Origin of the sequence: Actinoplanes palleronii, assembly GCF_016862315.1 — a bacterium.
GTDB classification, from domain to species: domain Bacteria; phylum Actinomycetota; class Actinomycetes; order Mycobacteriales; family Micromonosporaceae; genus Actinoplanes; species Actinoplanes palleronii.
This window is the reverse complement of the sequence record NZ_BOMS01000053.1, coordinates 66,255-82,718: the sequence shown is the minus strand read 5'-3', so window position 1 is coordinate 82,718 and position 16,464 is coordinate 66,255. Positions and strand designations below refer to the sequence as shown.

The following is a 16,464-nucleotide window of genomic DNA, read 5'->3' as shown; positions in this document are numbered from 1 at the left end:
AAAACGTCAGGCGAAGACGTCCTGCTGGTACCGCCCCGCGGCCTCGAGGGACCGCAGCCACACGTCGGCCTGCTCCGCGGTCCCGCCGGTCCGGCCCCGGTAGATCGCGGCCAGCTCACCCCGGACGGCCGGCGCCATCCGCGCGCCGTCCCCGCACAGGTACACGTGCGCGCCCGCCTCGAGCAGCTCCCACACCTGGTCGGCGGCCGCGGACAGGGCCTCCTGGACGTACCGGTGCGGATGCCCGGTCACCGCGGAGAACGCCAGGTGCAGGTCGGCGACACCGTCGGCCGCCCACTGCTCCATCTCCTCGCGGTAGAGCCAGTCGTGGTCGGGGTGCCGGCACCCGTAGAAGATCTTCGAGGGTCCCCGGGTGTCCAGCAGCGCGCGCTCCTGAAGGAACCCGCGCAGCGGCGCGAACCCGGTCCCAGGACCGATCAGGATCATCGGGGTGGCCGGGTCGGCCGGCGGGCGGAACGGCGGCGCGGGCACCCGCACGTGCCCGTAGAAGACGTCGCCCTCGGTCAGCCCGCCCAGGTACCGCGAGCACATCCCGCGGTAGCGCCCGGACCCGGCCCGGGACGGCCCGTCGACCAGGCCGACCGTGATGGTCACCGCGGACGGGTCGACCCGCGGCGACGAAGATATCGAGTAGAACCGCGGCCGGATCGTCCCGACCAGCTCCAGGAAGACCGCGAACGGCAGCTCGATCGCCGGGAACCGCTCCAGCAGGGCGAGGATCGACACCCGCTTGGCCAGGATCTCGTTCGCGTACGCCTCGCCCGCCTCGGCGGTGTCCGCCGTCCACCCGGCCAGCTGACCGGTGGTCCACGGGCAGCGGGTGTGCTCGGCGAGCGCGCCGAGCTGGCTGCGGGTGGCCGGCTCCTGCAGCTCGACGAAGTCGGTCAGCAGCAGCCCGGCGGTGACCGGCACGCCGATCGGCAGCCCGGTACGCCGGTCGCCGTCCTGTCCGAGACGGATCACCATGTCGTGCGCGACGCGCAGCGTGTGCAGGGCCCAGTCGACGAGCTCCGGATCGTTCTTGGCGTAGACCGCGAGGTGGTCGCCGGCCTGGTACGTCGTACCCTCCGGCAGCCGCACGGTGATCGCCTTGACGCCCGCCCGGGGCGCCTCCCGGCCGAAGTCCCACAGCCCGTCCGCGTCGCCGACCAGCTCCCGGATCGCCTCCACCATGAGCGGGTACGCGCTGCCGGACACCACGGCCGGCCGCACCTGGTCCTCGCCGAGCACCTCCACGGTGTACCGCGGGCCGGTCGCCGCCGCGGACGTCGCGCCGTAGGCGAGCGCGAGTGCCGTCCACAGCCGCTCCGACCAGGCGGTGGCCATCCCGTCGAAGTCACCGGCGGCATCCGTCTCGCCCCGCCCGACCACCGGCGACGCCCCGGCCGCGGCCAGCTTCGCCTCGACCCGCTTGGGGAACGCCTGGTACGTGGCCCACTGCGTGTTGCCGTTGCCGAGCACCGCGAACGTCACCCCGTCCAGCGCGCCGGCCGGGATCTCCAGGTCGTCGAAGAGCCGGGCGTTGTCCGGCGCCCGGCCGTTGTAGCTGGACGTCACCACGGTGAGCAGACCCTCGCCCGGCAGGTCGGCGGCGAGCTCGTCGAGGGTCTGCACGGTCACCGCGAAACCGGAGCGCCGGGCCCGGTCGGCGAGCTGCTGGGCGAGGTCCTCCGACGTACCCAGGTTGGAACCGTAGGCGACTCTCATCCGTACCCCTGACGCCTGGACCTGGACCGGCGTCGTGGCCGGCGCCGAGGCGGCGACCGGGACCGAGGCGAGCCTCTCGTGGTCCTGCCGGGCGCGGACCCGCAGCAGGAAGTCCTGCGGCTTGATCGTCAGGGTCTGCTTGATGGTGAGCCGGTGACCGGCCGGGTCGGAGATCGCGAAGCGCTGCAGGATCAGCGCGAGCGCGAGGCGGGCCTCGGTGAGCGCGAACTGCCGGCCGATGCAGGCCCGCTCGCCGTTGCCGAACGGCTTGTACGCGTGCGGGTGGTGGCCCGCCTTGGCCGCCGGCAGCCACCTGTCGATGTCGAACGTGTCCGGATCCGACCATGCCGACGGGTGCGTGTGCAGCGGCTTCATCAGCACCGCGACCTTCTGGTCCGCCGCGATCGGATACCGCCCGCCGAGCGTGGTCGCCGTCGTCGCGGCCAGGCCGATCGCGGTGATCGGCGAGTGCAGCCGGAGCGTCTCGTCGAGGATCCGCGGGATCACGTCGAGCTTCATGATCGTCTCGTAGGTGGCCGCCGTGTCGCCGGGCAGCATCCGGTCCACCTCGGCATAGGCCTGCGCCAGCACGTGCGGGTTGCGCATCAGGTGGTGCAGCGCGAACGAGAGTGTGCCGCTGGTGGTCTCGTGCCCGGCGATCAGGAAGGTGAGCACCTGATTGCGGATGTTCTCGTCGGAGAGCCGCCCGCCGGTGACCGGGTCGGCGGCGTCGAGCATCAGCCCGAGCAGGTCGTTCGAGGTGTCACTTTGTGAACGACGAGCGCGAATCACCTCATCCACTGTCTCCTGCATAACGGAGATATCCGATTTGTAGGCGGCGTCGGCGCGCTTCTTCAGCCCGGTCACGAACGGAAGCTGCCGCGTCCGATCCATCGCCTCGGTCAGCGCATGACCCATCGCCTGCAGGAACGGGTGCAATTCGGGCTGCTCGAACGACTTGAACCGTTGTCCGAAACCGGCCAGCGCGATGGTGTCCAGGGTCAGCCGGGTCATGTCGTCGGTGACGTCGACGTCAGACTTCGATGACCATGCCGCCACGAGGTCCTCGGCCACCTCCAGCATCTGCGGGAAGTACGCCTTCATCGACCGCTGGCTGAACGCCGGCAGCAGGATCCGGTGCGCCTGACCCCAGACCTCCTCCTCACCGCGGGCGGTGAACAGGCCGTCGCCGGCGAAATCCCGGACGTGCGCGAGCGGCGGGTCGATCGGCTTGTAGAACCGGGACTCGTCACACACCTCGGCGACCAGGTCCGGGTCGTAGACCAGCACGACGTGCCGGCCGGCCATGTTGAGCTTGAAGAGGCCGCCCGGGTGCTCGGCGGCGAGGTCGGTGAAGAACTGGTGCGTCCCCTCCACCGGAATCTGCCATCCGTTGCCGACGATGGGCAGCCCGCGAGGGGTGGGGATGATCGCGTTCTTTTCCACTAGGCTCCTCAGCCATACGGTGTATGGCGGGTACCGTACGGCGTATGGCGGGGAGCGCAAAGCCAGTTGATCCACGTTTAACAAAGGACGCCATCCTCCGTACCGCGTTACGGATCGTCGATGCCCACGGCATCGACGGGCTGAGCATGCGAAAGCTCGCCGCCGAGCTCGGCGTGAACCCGATGTCGCTCTATCACCATGTGGCGAACAAGGCAGCCGTGGTGAACGGGATCACCCGGCTGGTCACCGACGGGGCGCGGGACATCGCGGTCGGCCCGGGCCGCTGGCCGGACCAGCTCCGCCAGCTCGCGTACGCGTTCCGCGCGCTCAGCCTCGCCCACCCGCACCTGATGCGGCACGCGTTCACCGGCGACGACTTCATCCAGCGGCGCGGTCCGATGTGGCAGGCCCTCTGCGACGTGCTGCGCACCGCGGGCCTGCCGGAGGCCGAGGTGGAGCAGACCGGCGCGGTGCTGACGGTGCTCGTGGGCGGGCTGCTGCTGACCGAGGTCAACGGGACGATGCGCCGGCTGATCGGTGCCGACGCGGCCGACGACGCCGGTTTCGCACTCGCCGTCGACCTGCTGATTAACGGCATTGCAACCCGCGTGAGCAGGACGGACATGATTTGATCAATAAGGGTTACACGTCGGAAACTTCCAAATGCAAACATCTCGGGGCGCGACCAGGGAGGTGCTTTGTTCCTCAGCCAACATGAGCAGGAACGTCTGCTCATTCACGTGGCGGCCGATGTCGCCCAGAAACGGCGCGACCGCGGCCTCAAGCTCAACCATCCGGAGGCGATCGCGATCATCACGGCGTTCCTCCTGGAGGGCGCCCGCGACGGGCGGACCGTGGTGGAGCTGATGGACGCCGGCCGGCGTGTGCTGACCCGCGACGACGTCATGCCCGGCGTCCCGGAGATGATCGTCGAGGTGCAGGTCGAGGCGACGTTCCCGGACGGCACCAAGCTGGTCACCGTGCACGGGCCGATCCCATGAGCACCGACGCGGTGATCCCGGGCGAGGTTCTCCTCGGCGACGGCGAGATCGAGATCAACACCGGGCGGACGGTCCTGGAGCTCACCGTGCGCAACACCGGCGACCGGCCCGTGCAGGTCGGCTCGCACTTCCACTTCGCCGAGTCGAACGCGGCGCTGGAATTCGACCGCACCGCGGCCTGGGGCCACCGGCTCGGCATCCCGGCCGGCACCTCGGTCCGGTTCGAACCGGGTATGCCCCGCGACATCGTGCTGGTCCCGCTGGTCGGCAACCGGGTGGTGCCGGGCCTGCGCGGCCTGGCCGGCGGTGCGCTGGACACGACGTCGCCCGCGAGCGACACCGACTCGGCCGACATCGAACCGGCCGGCTCCCTCGACGAGGACACCGGCGAGGGCTACGCCAGCACCAACGGGAGCCCCCGATGACGTCATTGGACCGGAGCCGGTATGCGGCTCTCTACGGGCCGACCGCCGGCGACCGGATCCGGCTCGCCGACACCAACCTGCTGATCGAGATCGAAGAGGACCGCAGCGCCGGGCCGCACCCCGGCGACGAGGTGGTCTTCGGCGGCGGCAAGGTGATCCGCGAGTCGATGGGCCAGTCCCGCGCCACCCGCGCCGAGGGCACCCCGGACACCGTGATCACCGGGGTCGTCGTGCTCGACCACTGGGGCATCGTCAAGGCCGACGTCGGTATCCGCGACGGCCGGATCGTCGCGATCGGCAAGGCCGGCAACCCGGACACCATGGACGGCGTGCACCCGGGCCTGGTGATCGGCGCGAGCACCGAGATCATCGCGGGCAACGGCAAGATCCTGACGGCCGGGGCGATCGACAGCCACGTGCACCTGATCAGCCCGACCATCCTGGACACCGCGATCGCGTCCGGCATCACCACGATCATCGGTGGTGGCACCGGCCCGGCCGAGGGCACCAAGGCCACCACCGTCACCCCGAACGCCTGGCACCTGGCCCGGATGCTCGAGGCGCTGGACACCTTCCCGATCAACGTGCTGCTGCTCGGCAAGGGCAACACGATGTCCGAGGAGTCGATGTGGGAGCAGCTGCGCGGCGGCGCCGGCGGTTTCAAGCTGCACGAGGACTGGGGCACCACCCCGGCCGCGATCGACGCCTGTCTCAAGGTGTGTGACGCGTCAGGGGTGCAGGCCGCGATCCACACCGACACGCTGAACGAGGCCGGGTTCGTCGAGGAGACGATCCGGGCGATCGGCGGGCGGTCCATCCACGCGTACCACACCGAGGGTGCCGGCGGCGGGCACGCACCGGACATCATCACGGTGGCGTCGCTCCCGCACGTGCTGCCGTCGTCGACGAACCCGACCCGGCCGTACACCCGCAACACCCTGGCCGAGCACCTCGACATGCTGATGGTCTGCCACCACCTGAACTCGGCGGTGCCGGAGGACCTGGCGTTCGCCGAGAGCCGGATCCGGCCGTCCACCATGGCGGCCGAGGACCTGCTGCACGACCTCGGGGCGATCTCGATGATCGGCTCGGACTCGCAGGCGATGGGGCGGGTCGGCGAGGTCATCCTGCGGACCTGGCAGACCGCGCACGTCATGAAGGACCGCCGGGGCTCGCTGCCCGGTGACGGGCCGACCGACAACAACCGGGCCAAACGGTACGTCGCCAAGTACACGATCTGCCCCGCCGTGGCGCACGGGATGGCCGAGCAGGTGGGCTCGGTCGAACCGGGCAAGCTCGCCGACCTGGTGCTGTGGGACCCGGCGTTCTTCGGGGTCCGCCCGGCACTCGTGATCAAGGGCGGGATGATCGCGTACGCGCAGATGGGTGACGCCAACGCGTCCATCCCGACGCCGCAGCCGATGCTGCCGCGGCCGATGTTCGGGTCGTACGGCGTGGTGCCCTCACAGACCTCGCTCGCGTTCGTGGCGCCGGCGGCGATCGACGCGCTGCTCAGCGATCGGATCGGGGTGAAGCGGGCGCTCGTGCCGGTCGGGGACACCCGGTCGGTGGGCAAGGCGGACATGCCGCTGAACTCCGCGCTGCCCCGGATCGAGGTCAAGGCGGACACGTTCGAGGTGCGGATCGACGGGGAGGTCGTGGAGCCGGATCCCGTCACCTCGCTGCCGATGGCTCAGCGGTACTTCCTCTTCTGATGGCCGGTTTGGCGACGTTGTTGCTGCTTGCTGACGGGCGTCTGCCGTCCGGCGGGCATGCGCACTCGGCCGGGTTGGAGGCGCAGGTCTCGGCCGGGCGGGTCCATGACGTCGCGTCGCTGGGTGGGTTCCTGCAAGGGAAGCTCGCCACGAGCGGGCTGGTGTCCGCGGCTTTTGCGGCGGCGGCCTGCGGGGACGTGACTCGGTGCGCCGCGCTGGACGACGGGCTGGATGCGCGGACGCCGTCGCCGGCTTTGCGGAAGGCGTCGCGGGCGCAAGGGCGGGCGTTGCTGCGGGCCGGCCGGGCGATGTGGGCGGTGGCCGACCTCGGGCGGGAACCGCACCAGCCGGTGGCGCTGGGTGCGCTGGCGGCTGCTGCCGGGCTGACGCCCGGGCAGGTGGCGGTGGCGGCGGCGCACGGCACGATCACCGGTCCGGCCAGTGCGGCGGTCCGGTTGCTGGGACTTGATCCGTACGCGGTGCACGCGCTCCTGGCGCGGCTCGCACCTGTTTGTGACCGGGTCGCGGCGACCGCCGCGGCCCGTTCCGGCGACCCGGTCGACGACTTGCCGTCGGCGGGCGCCCCCCTGCTCGACATCGGCGCCGAGCATCACGCCACCTGGGAGGTGCGTCTCTTTGCATCCTGAACTGCACGAACACGGTCCCGATGAGGTTCCGCACACGCACCCCGAACCGGGTGTCGACCCGCACGCCCCGCTCGCCTCGGACGGCGCGCCGCGGGCCCTGCGGATCGGCATCGGCGGGCCGGTCGGCTCCGGCAAGACCGCGCTGGTCGCGGCGCTGTGCCGGGCGCTCGGCGAGGAGCTGGAACTGGCCGTCGTCACCAACGACATCTACACCACGGAGGACGCCGACTTCCTGCTGCGCAACGGGGTGCTGCCTGCCGAACGGATCCGCGCGGTGGAGACCGGGTGCTGCCCGCACACCGCGATCCGCGACGACATCTCGGCGAACCTGGACGCGGTCGAGGACCTCGAGTCGTCGCTCGGGCCGCTCGACCTGGTGCTCGTGGAGAGCGGTGGGGACAACCTGACCGCGACGTTCAGCAAGGGCCTGATCGACCAGCAGATCTTCGTGGTCGACGTGTCCGGCGGCGACAAGGTTCCCCGCAAGGGCGGCCCGGGCGTGACCACGGCCGACCTCCTGGTGATCAACAAGACCGATCTGGCGCCGATGGTCGGCGCGGACCTGTCGGTGATGGACCGGGACGCGAAGGCCCGCCGCCACGACCTGCCGACGGTGTTCCTGTCGCTGGCCCAGGACAAGGCGGCCACCCCGGTCGCCGAGTGGATCCGCGGCCTCCTCGCAGTGCGGTGAAAGCTGAGGCGCGGGTGGTCGCCGAGACGGACGGGATCGGCGGGACGCGGCTCGCGGTGCTCCGCGGACAGTCGCCGCTGCTGCTCCGGCGGACCGGGCCACGGCGACCCGGCGGCGTCACGGTGCACGTCGTCGGCGGGGCCGCCGGGCCGTTGCGCGGCGATGAACTCCGGCTCGACATCGAGGTCGGCCCGGGCGCCTCGCTGGAACTGCTCAGCGTCGCGGCCCAGCTCGCCCTGCCCGGCCGCCCGGCACCGGCCTCCCGGCTGACGATCACCGCGACGGTCGCGGCCGGCGGCACCCTGCGGTGGCTGCCGGAACCGCTGATCGCCGCCTCCGGCTGCGACCACATCGCGATCACCCGGGTCGCGGTCGAGGCCGGTGGGTCACTGTTGTGGCGCGACGACCTGGTCTGCGGCCGGCACGGCGAAGGCTCCGGGGACTTCGTCGCCGACACCCTCATCTCGTACGCGGGGAAAGCCCTGTACCGCCACGAACTCGCCGTCGGACCGCGTGCCTCCGGCTGGGACGGCCCGGCGGTCCTCGGCGAGGGCCGGGCCACCGGCACGGTGGTCGCCGCCGGCACCGGTCTCGCCGCGTTCACCGCGGCCGGCCGGGATTTGGCCACTTTCGCCACCACCGGCACCACGGGCGGGTCCGGGAGCCGGGCGGGCAGCTCGATCGGTGCCCGTGGCGGCCGGGTGACCGGCGCGCACGCCGCGATCATGCCGCTCGCCGGGCCGGGCTGGCTGGCCACCGCGGTCGGCGCGGACATCCGCACGGTCCGCGCCGCCCTCGACCCGCTCTGCCTCCGCCCCGCACCGGTACCGGTCTGACCGGCGGCCGGCCGCGTACACCCCGCGAGGCCGCAACCGCTCCGGACCGCAGCGCGGCTCCCCACCCCGGCTGGCTCTCAGGGGTGCCTCGACCGCGGTGAGGCACCCCTGAGAGCCAGCCGGGGACCCGGGGCCGCGCTGCGGTCCGGGGCGGGCAGCCACGTCGCGGTCGCCTCACGGGCGGGACGTGGCTCGTAGCCTGCGGACGAGCGCTCCGTATTCGTACCGGAAAAGGGTTGGCCGGAAGCTGATCGGTCTCGGACATGAAACCGGCGGAGGACGGCCGATGGCCGCCCTCCGCTTCGTCTCCCCCTGCCCCTGTGGTCTATGCGGCAACCGCGATCGGTACGCCATGGGCGTCGGTCAGCGCGAGCCGGGTGTGCAGATTGCCCTGCTGCTGCACCTTCGCGAAGTACTCGGTGCGGCGGCGTTGCAGGCAGCCCTTGCGGGTGCGCGGGCCACCCGCCGCCACCGTCAGCAGTTCCGGTGCGAGCGAGCTGTTCAGTCCCTCCCGGAGCAGGCGCAGCGCCTCGGTACGCAGCTGGGAGATCCGCGACTCGGTCACGCCGAGACGGGCGGCCACCTCGCTGAGCGGCTGCTCCTGCAGAAACGACTCCTCCACCACCTGACGCAGCCGCTCGGGCAGCGCCTGGATCGCCTGATGCAGGTATCCCAGCCGCTCGCGCTTGAGCAGCAGGTCCTCCGGCCCCTCGGACAGTTCCGGCACCATCTCCTCGGCCGCCCCGGTCGGGAAACCCTGCAGACTCAGCAACGACGCCTTCTGCACGTCGTCCTCCACGCTGGCCAGCTCGGACACCCCGATGCCGAGCATCTCGGCCACCTCGGCGTCGCTGGGGGTACGCCCGAGGGCGGCGGTGAGTTCCTGGCGGGCGGTGGCCGCACGCCGTGCCCTGGCCCGCACCGATCGGCTGGCCCAGTCCTGACCGCGGAGTTCGTCCAGCAGGGCGCCGCGGATCCGCACGGCGGCGAAGCGGTGGAACGGAATCCCGCGGGACACGTCGAAGGAGCGGGCCGCTCCGAGCAACGCCGCGAAGCCGGCCGACGACAGGTCATCTGAGTGGACATGGCCGGGCACCCGGTTGAGCAGTTCCCGGACCAGATGGCCAACCATCGGCATGTTCTCGCGGATCAGGTCCTCGATGTCGCGCGCAGAGGGCGCGTCATGGGTGATGCCGATGGCGGCGGGGAGTTGGGTCGTGGCGGTCACGTAGTCCTCCTCGCTCGTACGAACCGGCTGATGAAGCCGGCTGACGAGAAGAACACTGAGCGCCGTCGGGTGCAGTGGGGCCCGAACTCGGTTGTATTTGTGGAGTTTTTTCATGAAAAACCTCAGGCCGCGAGCTGAGCTCGCGGCCTGGTGAACCAGTGAACAGGAACCGAGGCGGATGTGCCGAGGGAATGGGCCGGAACGTCAGCGCATCGCCGGCGCCCGCAGCATCACAACCTCGGCGAGCTCCGCCTGCACCCAGCGCATCCGGCGGACCGCCACGTCCGGATGGTCACCGAACTCGGTGGCCACGCCGGCGGCGCACCCGTCACTGCCGTGCCGGAGGATCATCGTGGTGATCGCGTCCTCCACGGTGGCCCGGGTGGGGTCCTCGGAAGGCTGCAGGCACGAGACGAACAGCGCCTCGGCAGCCAGATCCTTCACAGTGCTGATCATTGTCGAACTCCCCGTTGCGACGACCTGCTTGTTGTTCCCGGCGGACACCCGCGTCGATGTGGACGAGGCCGTGACGGTCATCGCCCATCATCCCTGCGGGAGTCCTGCCGGTCGGCAGCCACGCCGTGCGAAAGTACCGCGATCCGGGCAGTAGTCGATCGGTGCGGGACACCGTGCTGAACCCGGGCGGAAAGAAGCAGAGCGCCTGTCGTTTCCCTCTGAACCGTAACGCGGCGGGCACCGGTCTGACGTCTGCTTTTCGTCCCCGGTGGCCGTTCCGCAACCAACCTGTCACCAGGTGGCCACTCCTGGTCATACCCACGGAGTGGCGCGGCTATCCCGGGACCGGCCGGCTTTCCCCCGCACGGGCGGGGAAAAGCCGGCGATAGGCGTCAGCCGACCGGGCAGTCCACCGCGGCGTCGCAGTCGTCGTCGCCCGTCCCCGGGCCCGGCGCACCGGTCGGCACCGCGATCGTGGGATCGGAGGTGGTCGGGTCGATCACCGGGTCCTGCACCGGCACCGACGGCGGGATCGTCGACTGCGAGGGGCTGGGCGACGGGCTGGCGCTGGGGCTGCTGCTGGTGCCGCCGCTCGGCGCCGCGCTGCTCGCACCGGTGGTCGGGCCGCTCGTGCTGGTGCGGCTCGGCGTGGCGCTGGTCGTGGTCGGCGTGATGTGCACGATGCCGTCCGGGTCGACCGAGATGCCGGGCTGCGGCGTGGTCTCCACGGCCGGCGTGCCGAGCCGGACCGTGCCGTCCGACAGCCGCTCGACCGGCCGGGACGGCGCACCCGGCTCGTTGGAGACGAACGCCTCGCAGTTCAGGCCGTTGAGCTGGAAGAGCATCGGGGCGGCGTTGCTCTTGGCATACCGCCCGGTGATCTCCAGAGTCGTGTTGGCCTGCGGCTGGAGGGCGGCCACCGAGGTGACCGTGACCGCGCGGTTCTCCTGGTTCAGGTGGCTCGCGGCCGTCTTGATCTTGCTGGAGAGCACCTGGTCGCCGGGCATCAGGAACCAGAGCTTCCAGTCGTCGACCGCCTTGTCACCCCGGTTGGCCAGGGTCACCTGGGCCTTGAACCGGTTGCCGGTCTGCGACCAGACCGCGTAGCTCACGATGCAGTTGCCGGCCGCCGGGATCAGGGTGGGACCGGGCACCGCGGAGGCCTTGTCGTCGCTCTTCTCCGGGCCGGCCGTCAGGCTCCACCCGTACGTCAGCAGGCTGAGCGCGGCGACCGTGCCGGCCACCACCAGGGCGCGCCGGGGCCGGACCTGTTTCGGGCCACGGGGCGGGCGGCTGTCGCCGACCGGCGCGGACGGCGGGGCACCGGCGCCCGGACGCAGCGCGGGCGCCACCGGCCGGGACGGCGCCGGCGCGGGCACCACGGCCTCGGCGGCCGGGGCCTGACCCATCCCCATGTACGGATAGCCGGACGGGAGGATCGTGGTGTCCTCGCCACCGTCCTCCCAGTCGCCCCGGAAACCGCTGACCGCGGCGGCCGGGACACCCGCGGCGATCCCGGCCAGCAGGTGCGCCACCTCGGCGGTGGGCGGACGGTCGGACGGGCGCTTCTCCAGGCAGCGGCCGATCAGCGCGTCCACCTCGGGCGGCATGCCCTCGACCGGCGGCAACGGCTCCGGCTCGGTGTACTGATGGGCGCGCAGCAGGGCCGTCGTGGTGCCCACGTCCCACGGGAGCTGGCCGATCAGCATGCGGTAGATCAGCAGGCCGACCGCGTAGACGTCGGTGGCCGGGCTGACCTGGCCACCCTCCAGCCGCTCGGGCGCGAGGTAGGCCGGCGTGCCGAGCAGGCTGCCGTCCGGGTCGGTGTCGTTCTCCCCGATCAGGGCGGAGATGCCGAAGTCGACCACCTTGGCGCCGGAGCCGGTCAGCATGACGTTGGCCGGGGTGACGTCGCGGTGCACGATGCCACGGGCGTGCGCCGCGGCCAGGGCGGCCGCCACGTCGGCGCTGATCCGCACCGCGGTGTTCCACGGCAGGGTGCGGACCCGGGCCAGCACCGCGGCCAGGGACTCGCCGTCGACGAGCTCCATCACGACGTAGGGCACGGGCTCGCCGTCGACCGTGGTGGCCTCGCCGTAGTCGTACACATTGGTGATGTGCGGGTGACTCAGCCGCGCGGCGGCCTGGGCCTCCGCGCGCAATCGCCGCCGGAACGAGGGATCGGCACTGGTGGACGGGGGCAGGACCTTGACCGCGACCTGACGCCCCAGCACTTCGTCGAACCCTCGCCACACCACTGACATCCCGCCGGCCCCGAGACGCTCGACCAGTCGATACCGACCGGCGAGCAGACCCGAACCGGGCAGGTCCGTCGTGCTCATGTGCCCCCACATGCGCGCTTGAAGAAGAAGACACCGGGCCGCACCGCCATGCCGCCCGACGCCGGGCGAGTCGGGCCCCCACCATCGGACTCCGAGCATCCCCCATCGACGGCGAGGATGTTAGTCCCTATCGGTCATCAGTTCGAGCCAGGATGAGGCGGTCTACCAGGGTTTCATCACCGTCAGTGGGATCGGTCGAACGACGCGTGCAGGTACCCGAACGGACAGGAATGCGCTTTCCGCAATCGCGTGATCACGGAGTGCCACGACCGCGCCCGGGGATTGCCCGCTTCGTCGGAACTTGCGGTTTCAACTACCTGGTCACTCCATCGTGGATAAATGCACGATGGGTCATCCGATCACTACGCAGAGAGATCAAGAATGTCCATGATCTGTCACACTCTTTGACACCATCGGAGCACTCCCGGTGAGATCTCGCCCGACCTGCGGCATCGCCCGCACCGCCGGGGTGCTCGGCAGCACCGGGTGCGTGCCCGCCGGAACCGCGCCGAGCTCCTCGAGGAACGCCCGCATCGGCGCCCACTTCTCATAGATCACCAGCAGCACCTCGCCCGGCGCGGTCAGGCCCAGCCCGGCGGTCACCGCGTCCCGGAAGCCCTCCGCACGGGCCGCCCGGATCAACGGCCGACGCGACCGCATCTCGCGTTCCACCAGGGTGGACACCTCCCCCGGGGCACGCCCCCGGGTGTCGCCGTCGTCGTAGAGCACCGCCCGGGTCAACCCGTCCGCCAGGATCTGCGCCGAGGCGGCCAGCAGGTCGTCACGGCGGTCGCCGGGCAGCGTCACGGCGGCCACGCAGCGGTCCGCGCCCCAGAGCCGGTGCAGGGTGCGCAGCGTGGTGGCGAGCGCGGCCGGGTTGTGCGCGTAGTCCAGGAAGATCGAGACGTCGCCGAGTCGCAGCAGGGTGCCCCGGCCCGGGTTGTCCACGGCCGGCTCGAACTCGCCGAGCCGGGCGGCCACCGTCTCGGTCCGCGCGCCCAGGGCCCGGGCCGCGGCGATCGCCGCCAGGGCGTTGGCGACGGCGTGCGGGGCGGCGCCGCCGTACGCCCCGGGCACCTCCGCCGACCGCAGCAGCGGCGTCCGACGGGCGCCGGTGGCCTGCACCAGCCAGCCGTCCTGCAGGACATACGCCGTACCGCCCCGGCCCAGGTGCTCGGTGAGCACCGGGTTGGCCGGGTCCAGCCCGAACCACACCAGGCGCTTGCGGTCGGCGCGTACCCGGGGCCGGCCGGGCAGGCTGCGCACCCACGGGTCGTCGACGTTCAGCACGAGCGTGCCGCCGTCCCGGACCCGTTCGGCGACCACCGCCTTGACGTGCGCCAGGTCCTCGATCGCGTCGAGCCCGTCCTGGCCCAGGTGGTCGGCGGTGATGTTGGTGATCACTCCGACGTCCGACCAGTCGTAGCCGAGCCCGCGCCGCAGCAGCCCGCCGCGCGCCGTCTCCAGCACCGCCACCTCGACCTGCGGGTCACCGAGCACCTGCTGCGCCGAGCGCGGGCCGGTGGCGTCGGCCAGGTGGATCGCCCGGCCGTCCACGAACACGCCGTCGGTGGTGGTCGTGCCGACCGTACGGCCGTTGCCGCCGAGCAGGTGCGCGGCCAGCCGGGTCACCGTGGTCTTGCCGTTGGTGCCGGTCACCGCGACGGTCGGGATCCGCCCGTCGGAGCCGCCCGGGAACATCGCCCGGACGATCGCGTCGCCCACGTCCCGGGCCCGGCCGCGGACCGGGGCCAGGTGCATCCGCAGCCCGGGCACCGCGTTCACCTCGATCACGCCGGCCGTCGGCTCGTCCTCACCGGTCGGTGGCAGCGGCGCGGCGATGTCCGGCAGCCGCAGGTCGATCCCGGCGATGTCCAGCCCGACCAGGGCGGCGACCCGCTGGCACAGCCGGGTGACGTCCGGGTGCACCCGGTCGGTGACGTCCCGGCTGGTCCCGCCGGTCGACAGGTTGGCGCCCTCGCGCAGCCAGACCGTCTCGCCGTCGGCCGGCACGTCGGCGGGCTCCCGGCCGGCCAGCCGCAGGGCCTCCGCGTCCAGGGTCAGCCGGGTCAGCACCCGGGAGTGCCCGACACCGCGGCGCGGGTCGGCGTTGGTCAGCCCGACCAGCTCGGCCAGGGTGGACCGGCCGTCGCCGACCACGTGCGCGGCGATCCGCTCGGCGGCGGCCACCATCTCGCCGGCCACCATCAGCACCCGGTAGTCCCGGCCGTCCAGCTGCCGTTCCACCACCACGTCGCCGCCCGCGTCCCGGCAGGCCCGTTCCACCTCGCCGGGCGTGGTCAGGCCGAGCGCCACGTGCCGGCCCTGGCTGCCGTGCCGGGGTTTCACCACCACCGGGCCGCCCAGGTCGCGCAGCAGTCGTACCGCCTCCCCCGGCGAGCCGGCCGCGCCACCGGCCGCCACCGGGATGCCGGCCTCGCCGAGCAGCCGCCGGGTGACGTGCTTGTCGCCGGCGATGTCGATGCCCACCCCGCTGGTCCGGTCGGTCATCGCGGCCCAGGCCATCCGCCGCCGGGTGCCCCAGCCCAGCCGGACAAGGCTGAGGTCGTCGAACCGTTCGACCGGGATGCCCCGGCGGCGGGCGGCCGCGATGATCGCCCGGGTGCTCGGCCCGGTCGCCTCCCGCTCGGCGAACGCGGCCAGTTCCTCGAGCCGGGCCGCCGGTGTGCCGCCGGCCTGCCCGGCGTGGGTGGCCAGGACCAGGTCGACCGCGGCTTCCAGCAACTCGCCCGGCACCCGGGACTCCGGGGACTCGTCGACCGGGCACTCCAGGATCACGTCGTAGCTGCCGGGTTCGCCGGCCGACACGGTACGGCCGAAGCTCACGTCCCGGCCGATCAGCTGGGACAGCTCCAGGCAGACGTGCTCGGTGACGTGCCCGAAGTACGTACCGCCGCGCAGCCGGCTGACGAACCCGCCCGCCGCGCCCGCCGCGCAGTGGTGCTCGGCCAGCCCGGGCAGCGCCCGCAGCAGCCGCTCGGTGAACCCGGTGACGTCAGACGTCTCCCGGCCGGTCAGCTCCTCCAGCCGGAGCCGGGCCACCACCGCCGGCCGGGACAGGTACACGTTGGGGCCGCGCAGGCGACGCAGGCTCTCGATCTTCATGCGAGTCCCCGATCCCCGGCTTGCGGCCGGTCAGGTGGAAGGTGTGCCCGGCCGGCAGCACGTGGATCAACGCCCCGGCGAGGGCGATCGGCCCGGTCCTCGGTACCCGGATGTCGGAGGCCGCCCCGGCGTCGACGACGGTGACCGCGCCGCTGCCGAGCACCTCGAACCGGTCGCCGTCGGTGAGGATCGCGGTGTCCTCGTCGATGCCCAGACCGAGCTCGTGCGGGTACCGGGCCACCGCGCTGAGCAGCCGGTTGAGCCGCCCACGCTGGGCGAAGTGCTGGTCGATCAGCACGCCGGGCAGGAACTCCAGGCCGGGACCGGTCCGCACGCTCGCCGCGGTCACCCCCGGCCCGTCCCCGCCGACGATCATGGTGGCCGACATCATGGCCGCGCCCGCGCTGGTCCCGCCGAGCAGCACCGCGCCGCTCGCCACCAGCTCCTGCAGCAGCGAGTCGGTGGCGGTGCCGCCCAGCACCGAGGTGATCCGTTCCTGGTCACCGCCGGTGAAGAAGATCCCGGTGGCGTCCCGCAGCGCGGTGGCGGCCGCGGGCGCGTTCGCGTCGGCCCGGGTGGCCAGGCGCAGCGCGCGGACCCGGCCGGCGCCCCGCGAGGTGAACGCGTCGACGTAGTGCGCCTCGGCGGTCTCCGGCTGTTCACTGGCGGTCGCGATCACCACGATCCGCGCGGCGACGCCCCCGGCCAGCTCCACGAACCGGACGAGCAGCTCCGGTCCGGCGGCGCCTCCCATGATCAACAACCGGGCGTCCACCGTGCCTCCTCAGCAGGGGCCCGCGCGGGCCACTGTTGAGATTAAGCG

At 72.3% G+C, this 16,464-nt stretch carries 13 protein-coding genes; 7 read left to right on the top strand and 6 right to left on the bottom strand.

Translation table 11 applies throughout. The features are described 5' to 3' along the window. Positions 1 to 6: 6 nt before the first annotated feature. Positions 7 to 3,174, bottom strand: coding sequence for a bifunctional cytochrome P450/NADPH--P450 reductase (locus Apa02nite_RS20120; RefSeq protein ID WP_203826337.1), 3,168 nt, complete (start codon positions 3,172 to 3,174; stop codon positions 7 to 9). 44 nt (positions 3,175 to 3,218) lie between these two features. Here Apa02nite_RS20120 and Apa02nite_RS20115 point away from each other — a divergent pair, with 44 nt between their 5' ends. The 7 genes from Apa02nite_RS20115 (at position 3,219) to Apa02nite_RS20085 (ending at position 8,489) form a co-directional block, all read left to right on the top strand. Continuing rightward, positions 3,219 to 3,806 carry a TetR/AcrR family transcriptional regulator gene (locus Apa02nite_RS20115; protein ID WP_203826336.1) on the top strand — a complete coding sequence of 196 codons (588 nt, stop codon included), beginning with the start codon at positions 3,219 to 3,221 and terminating at the stop codon, positions 3,804 to 3,806. Between the two features lie 66 nt (positions 3,807 to 3,872). Further along, positions 3,873 to 4,175 carry an urease subunit gamma gene (locus tag Apa02nite_RS20110; protein WP_203826335.1) on the top strand — a complete coding sequence of 101 codons (303 nt, stop codon included), beginning with the start codon at positions 3,873 to 3,875 and terminating at the stop codon, positions 4,173 to 4,175. After that, positions 4,172 to 4,600: an urease subunit beta gene (locus Apa02nite_RS20105; protein WP_239164426.1), complete on the top strand. Its 429-nt coding sequence runs from the start codon at positions 4,172 to 4,174 to the stop codon at positions 4,598 to 4,600. The genes Apa02nite_RS20110 and Apa02nite_RS20105 overlap by 4 nt, the downstream gene beginning before the upstream one ends. Continuing rightward, entirely contained in the window at positions 4,597 to 6,315 is a 1,719-nt protein-coding gene (locus Apa02nite_RS20100; RefSeq protein WP_203826334.1) for an urease subunit alpha, read from the top strand. Before Apa02nite_RS20105 ends, Apa02nite_RS20100 begins: the two co-directional genes overlap by 4 nt. After that, on the top strand, positions 6,315 to 6,962 hold the full coding sequence (locus tag Apa02nite_RS20095) for an urease accessory protein UreF (protein ID WP_203826333.1): 648 nt from the start codon (positions 6,315 to 6,317) through the stop codon (positions 6,960 to 6,962). Before Apa02nite_RS20100 ends, Apa02nite_RS20095 begins: the two co-directional genes overlap by 1 nt. Continuing rightward, positions 6,952 to 7,653 (top strand): urease accessory protein UreG, encoded by a 702-nt coding sequence (gene ureG / locus Apa02nite_RS20090; protein ID WP_203826332.1) that lies wholly within the window; start codon positions 6,952 to 6,954, stop codon positions 7,651 to 7,653. The genes Apa02nite_RS20095 and ureG overlap by 11 nt, the downstream gene beginning before the upstream one ends. Before the next feature lie 14 nt (positions 7,654 to 7,667). After that, positions 7,668 to 8,489: an urease accessory protein UreD gene (locus Apa02nite_RS20085; protein WP_239164425.1), complete on the top strand. Its 822-nt coding sequence runs from the start codon at positions 7,668 to 7,670 to the stop codon at positions 8,487 to 8,489. A gap of 325 nt (positions 8,490 to 8,814) precedes the next feature. Here Apa02nite_RS20085 and Apa02nite_RS20080 read toward each other — a convergent pair whose 3' ends face one another. From Apa02nite_RS20080 to Apa02nite_RS20060, 5 genes are all read right to left on the bottom strand, one after another. After that, positions 8,815 to 9,717, bottom strand: a complete 903-nt coding sequence (locus Apa02nite_RS20080) for a sigma-70 family RNA polymerase sigma factor (RefSeq protein WP_067685421.1) — start codon at positions 9,715 to 9,717, stop codon at positions 8,815 to 8,817. A gap of 204 nt (positions 9,718 to 9,921) precedes the next feature. Continuing rightward, entirely contained in the window at positions 9,922 to 10,173 is a 252-nt protein-coding gene (locus Apa02nite_RS20075) for a hypothetical protein (protein WP_203826330.1), read from the bottom strand. Between the two features lie 392 nt (positions 10,174 to 10,565). Continuing rightward, positions 10,566 to 12,515 (bottom strand): serine/threonine-protein kinase, encoded by a 1,950-nt coding sequence (locus tag Apa02nite_RS20070; RefSeq protein ID WP_239164424.1) that lies wholly within the window; start codon positions 12,513 to 12,515, stop codon positions 10,566 to 10,568. A gap of 375 nt (positions 12,516 to 12,890) precedes the next feature. After that, a complete protein-coding gene (gene cphA / locus Apa02nite_RS20065; RefSeq protein WP_203826328.1) occupies positions 12,891 to 15,641 on the bottom strand; it encodes a cyanophycin synthetase in 2,751 nt (916 codons plus the stop codon). Beyond that, entirely contained in the window at positions 15,532 to 16,416 is an 885-nt protein-coding gene (locus Apa02nite_RS20060; protein ID WP_203826327.1) for a cyanophycinase, read from the bottom strand. Before Apa02nite_RS20060 ends, cphA begins: the two co-directional genes overlap by 110 nt. Positions 16,417 to 16,464: the final 48 nt, after the last annotated feature.

Excerpts from the sequence above, each read along its gene's own strand:
- Apa02nite_RS20115 (WP_203826336.1), top strand. The coding sequence starts at position 3,219 with ATGGCGGGGAGCGCAAAGCCAGTTGATCCACGTTTAACAAAGGACGCC.
- Apa02nite_RS20105 (WP_239164426.1), top strand. The coding sequence starts at position 4,172 with ATGAGCACCGACGCGGTGATCCCGGGCGAGGTTCTCCTCGGCGACGGC.
- Apa02nite_RS20100 (WP_203826334.1), top strand. The coding sequence starts at position 4,597 with ATGACGTCATTGGACCGGAGCCGGTATGCGGCTCTCTACGGGCCGACC.
- Apa02nite_RS20095 (WP_203826333.1), top strand. The coding sequence starts at position 6,315 with ATGGCCGGTTTGGCGACGTTGTTGCTGCTTGCTGACGGGCGTCTGCCG.
- Apa02nite_RS20075 (WP_203826330.1), bottom strand. The coding sequence starts at position 10,173 with ATGATCAGCACTGTGAAGGATCTGGCTGCCGAGGCGCTGTTCGTCTCG.
- Apa02nite_RS20070 (WP_239164424.1), bottom strand. The coding sequence starts at position 12,515 with ATGAGCACGACGGACCTGCCCGGTTCGGGTCTGCTCGCCGGTCGGTAT.
- cphA (WP_203826328.1), bottom strand. The coding sequence starts at position 15,641 with ATGAAGATCGAGAGCCTGCGTCGCCTGCGCGGCCCCAACGTGTACCTG.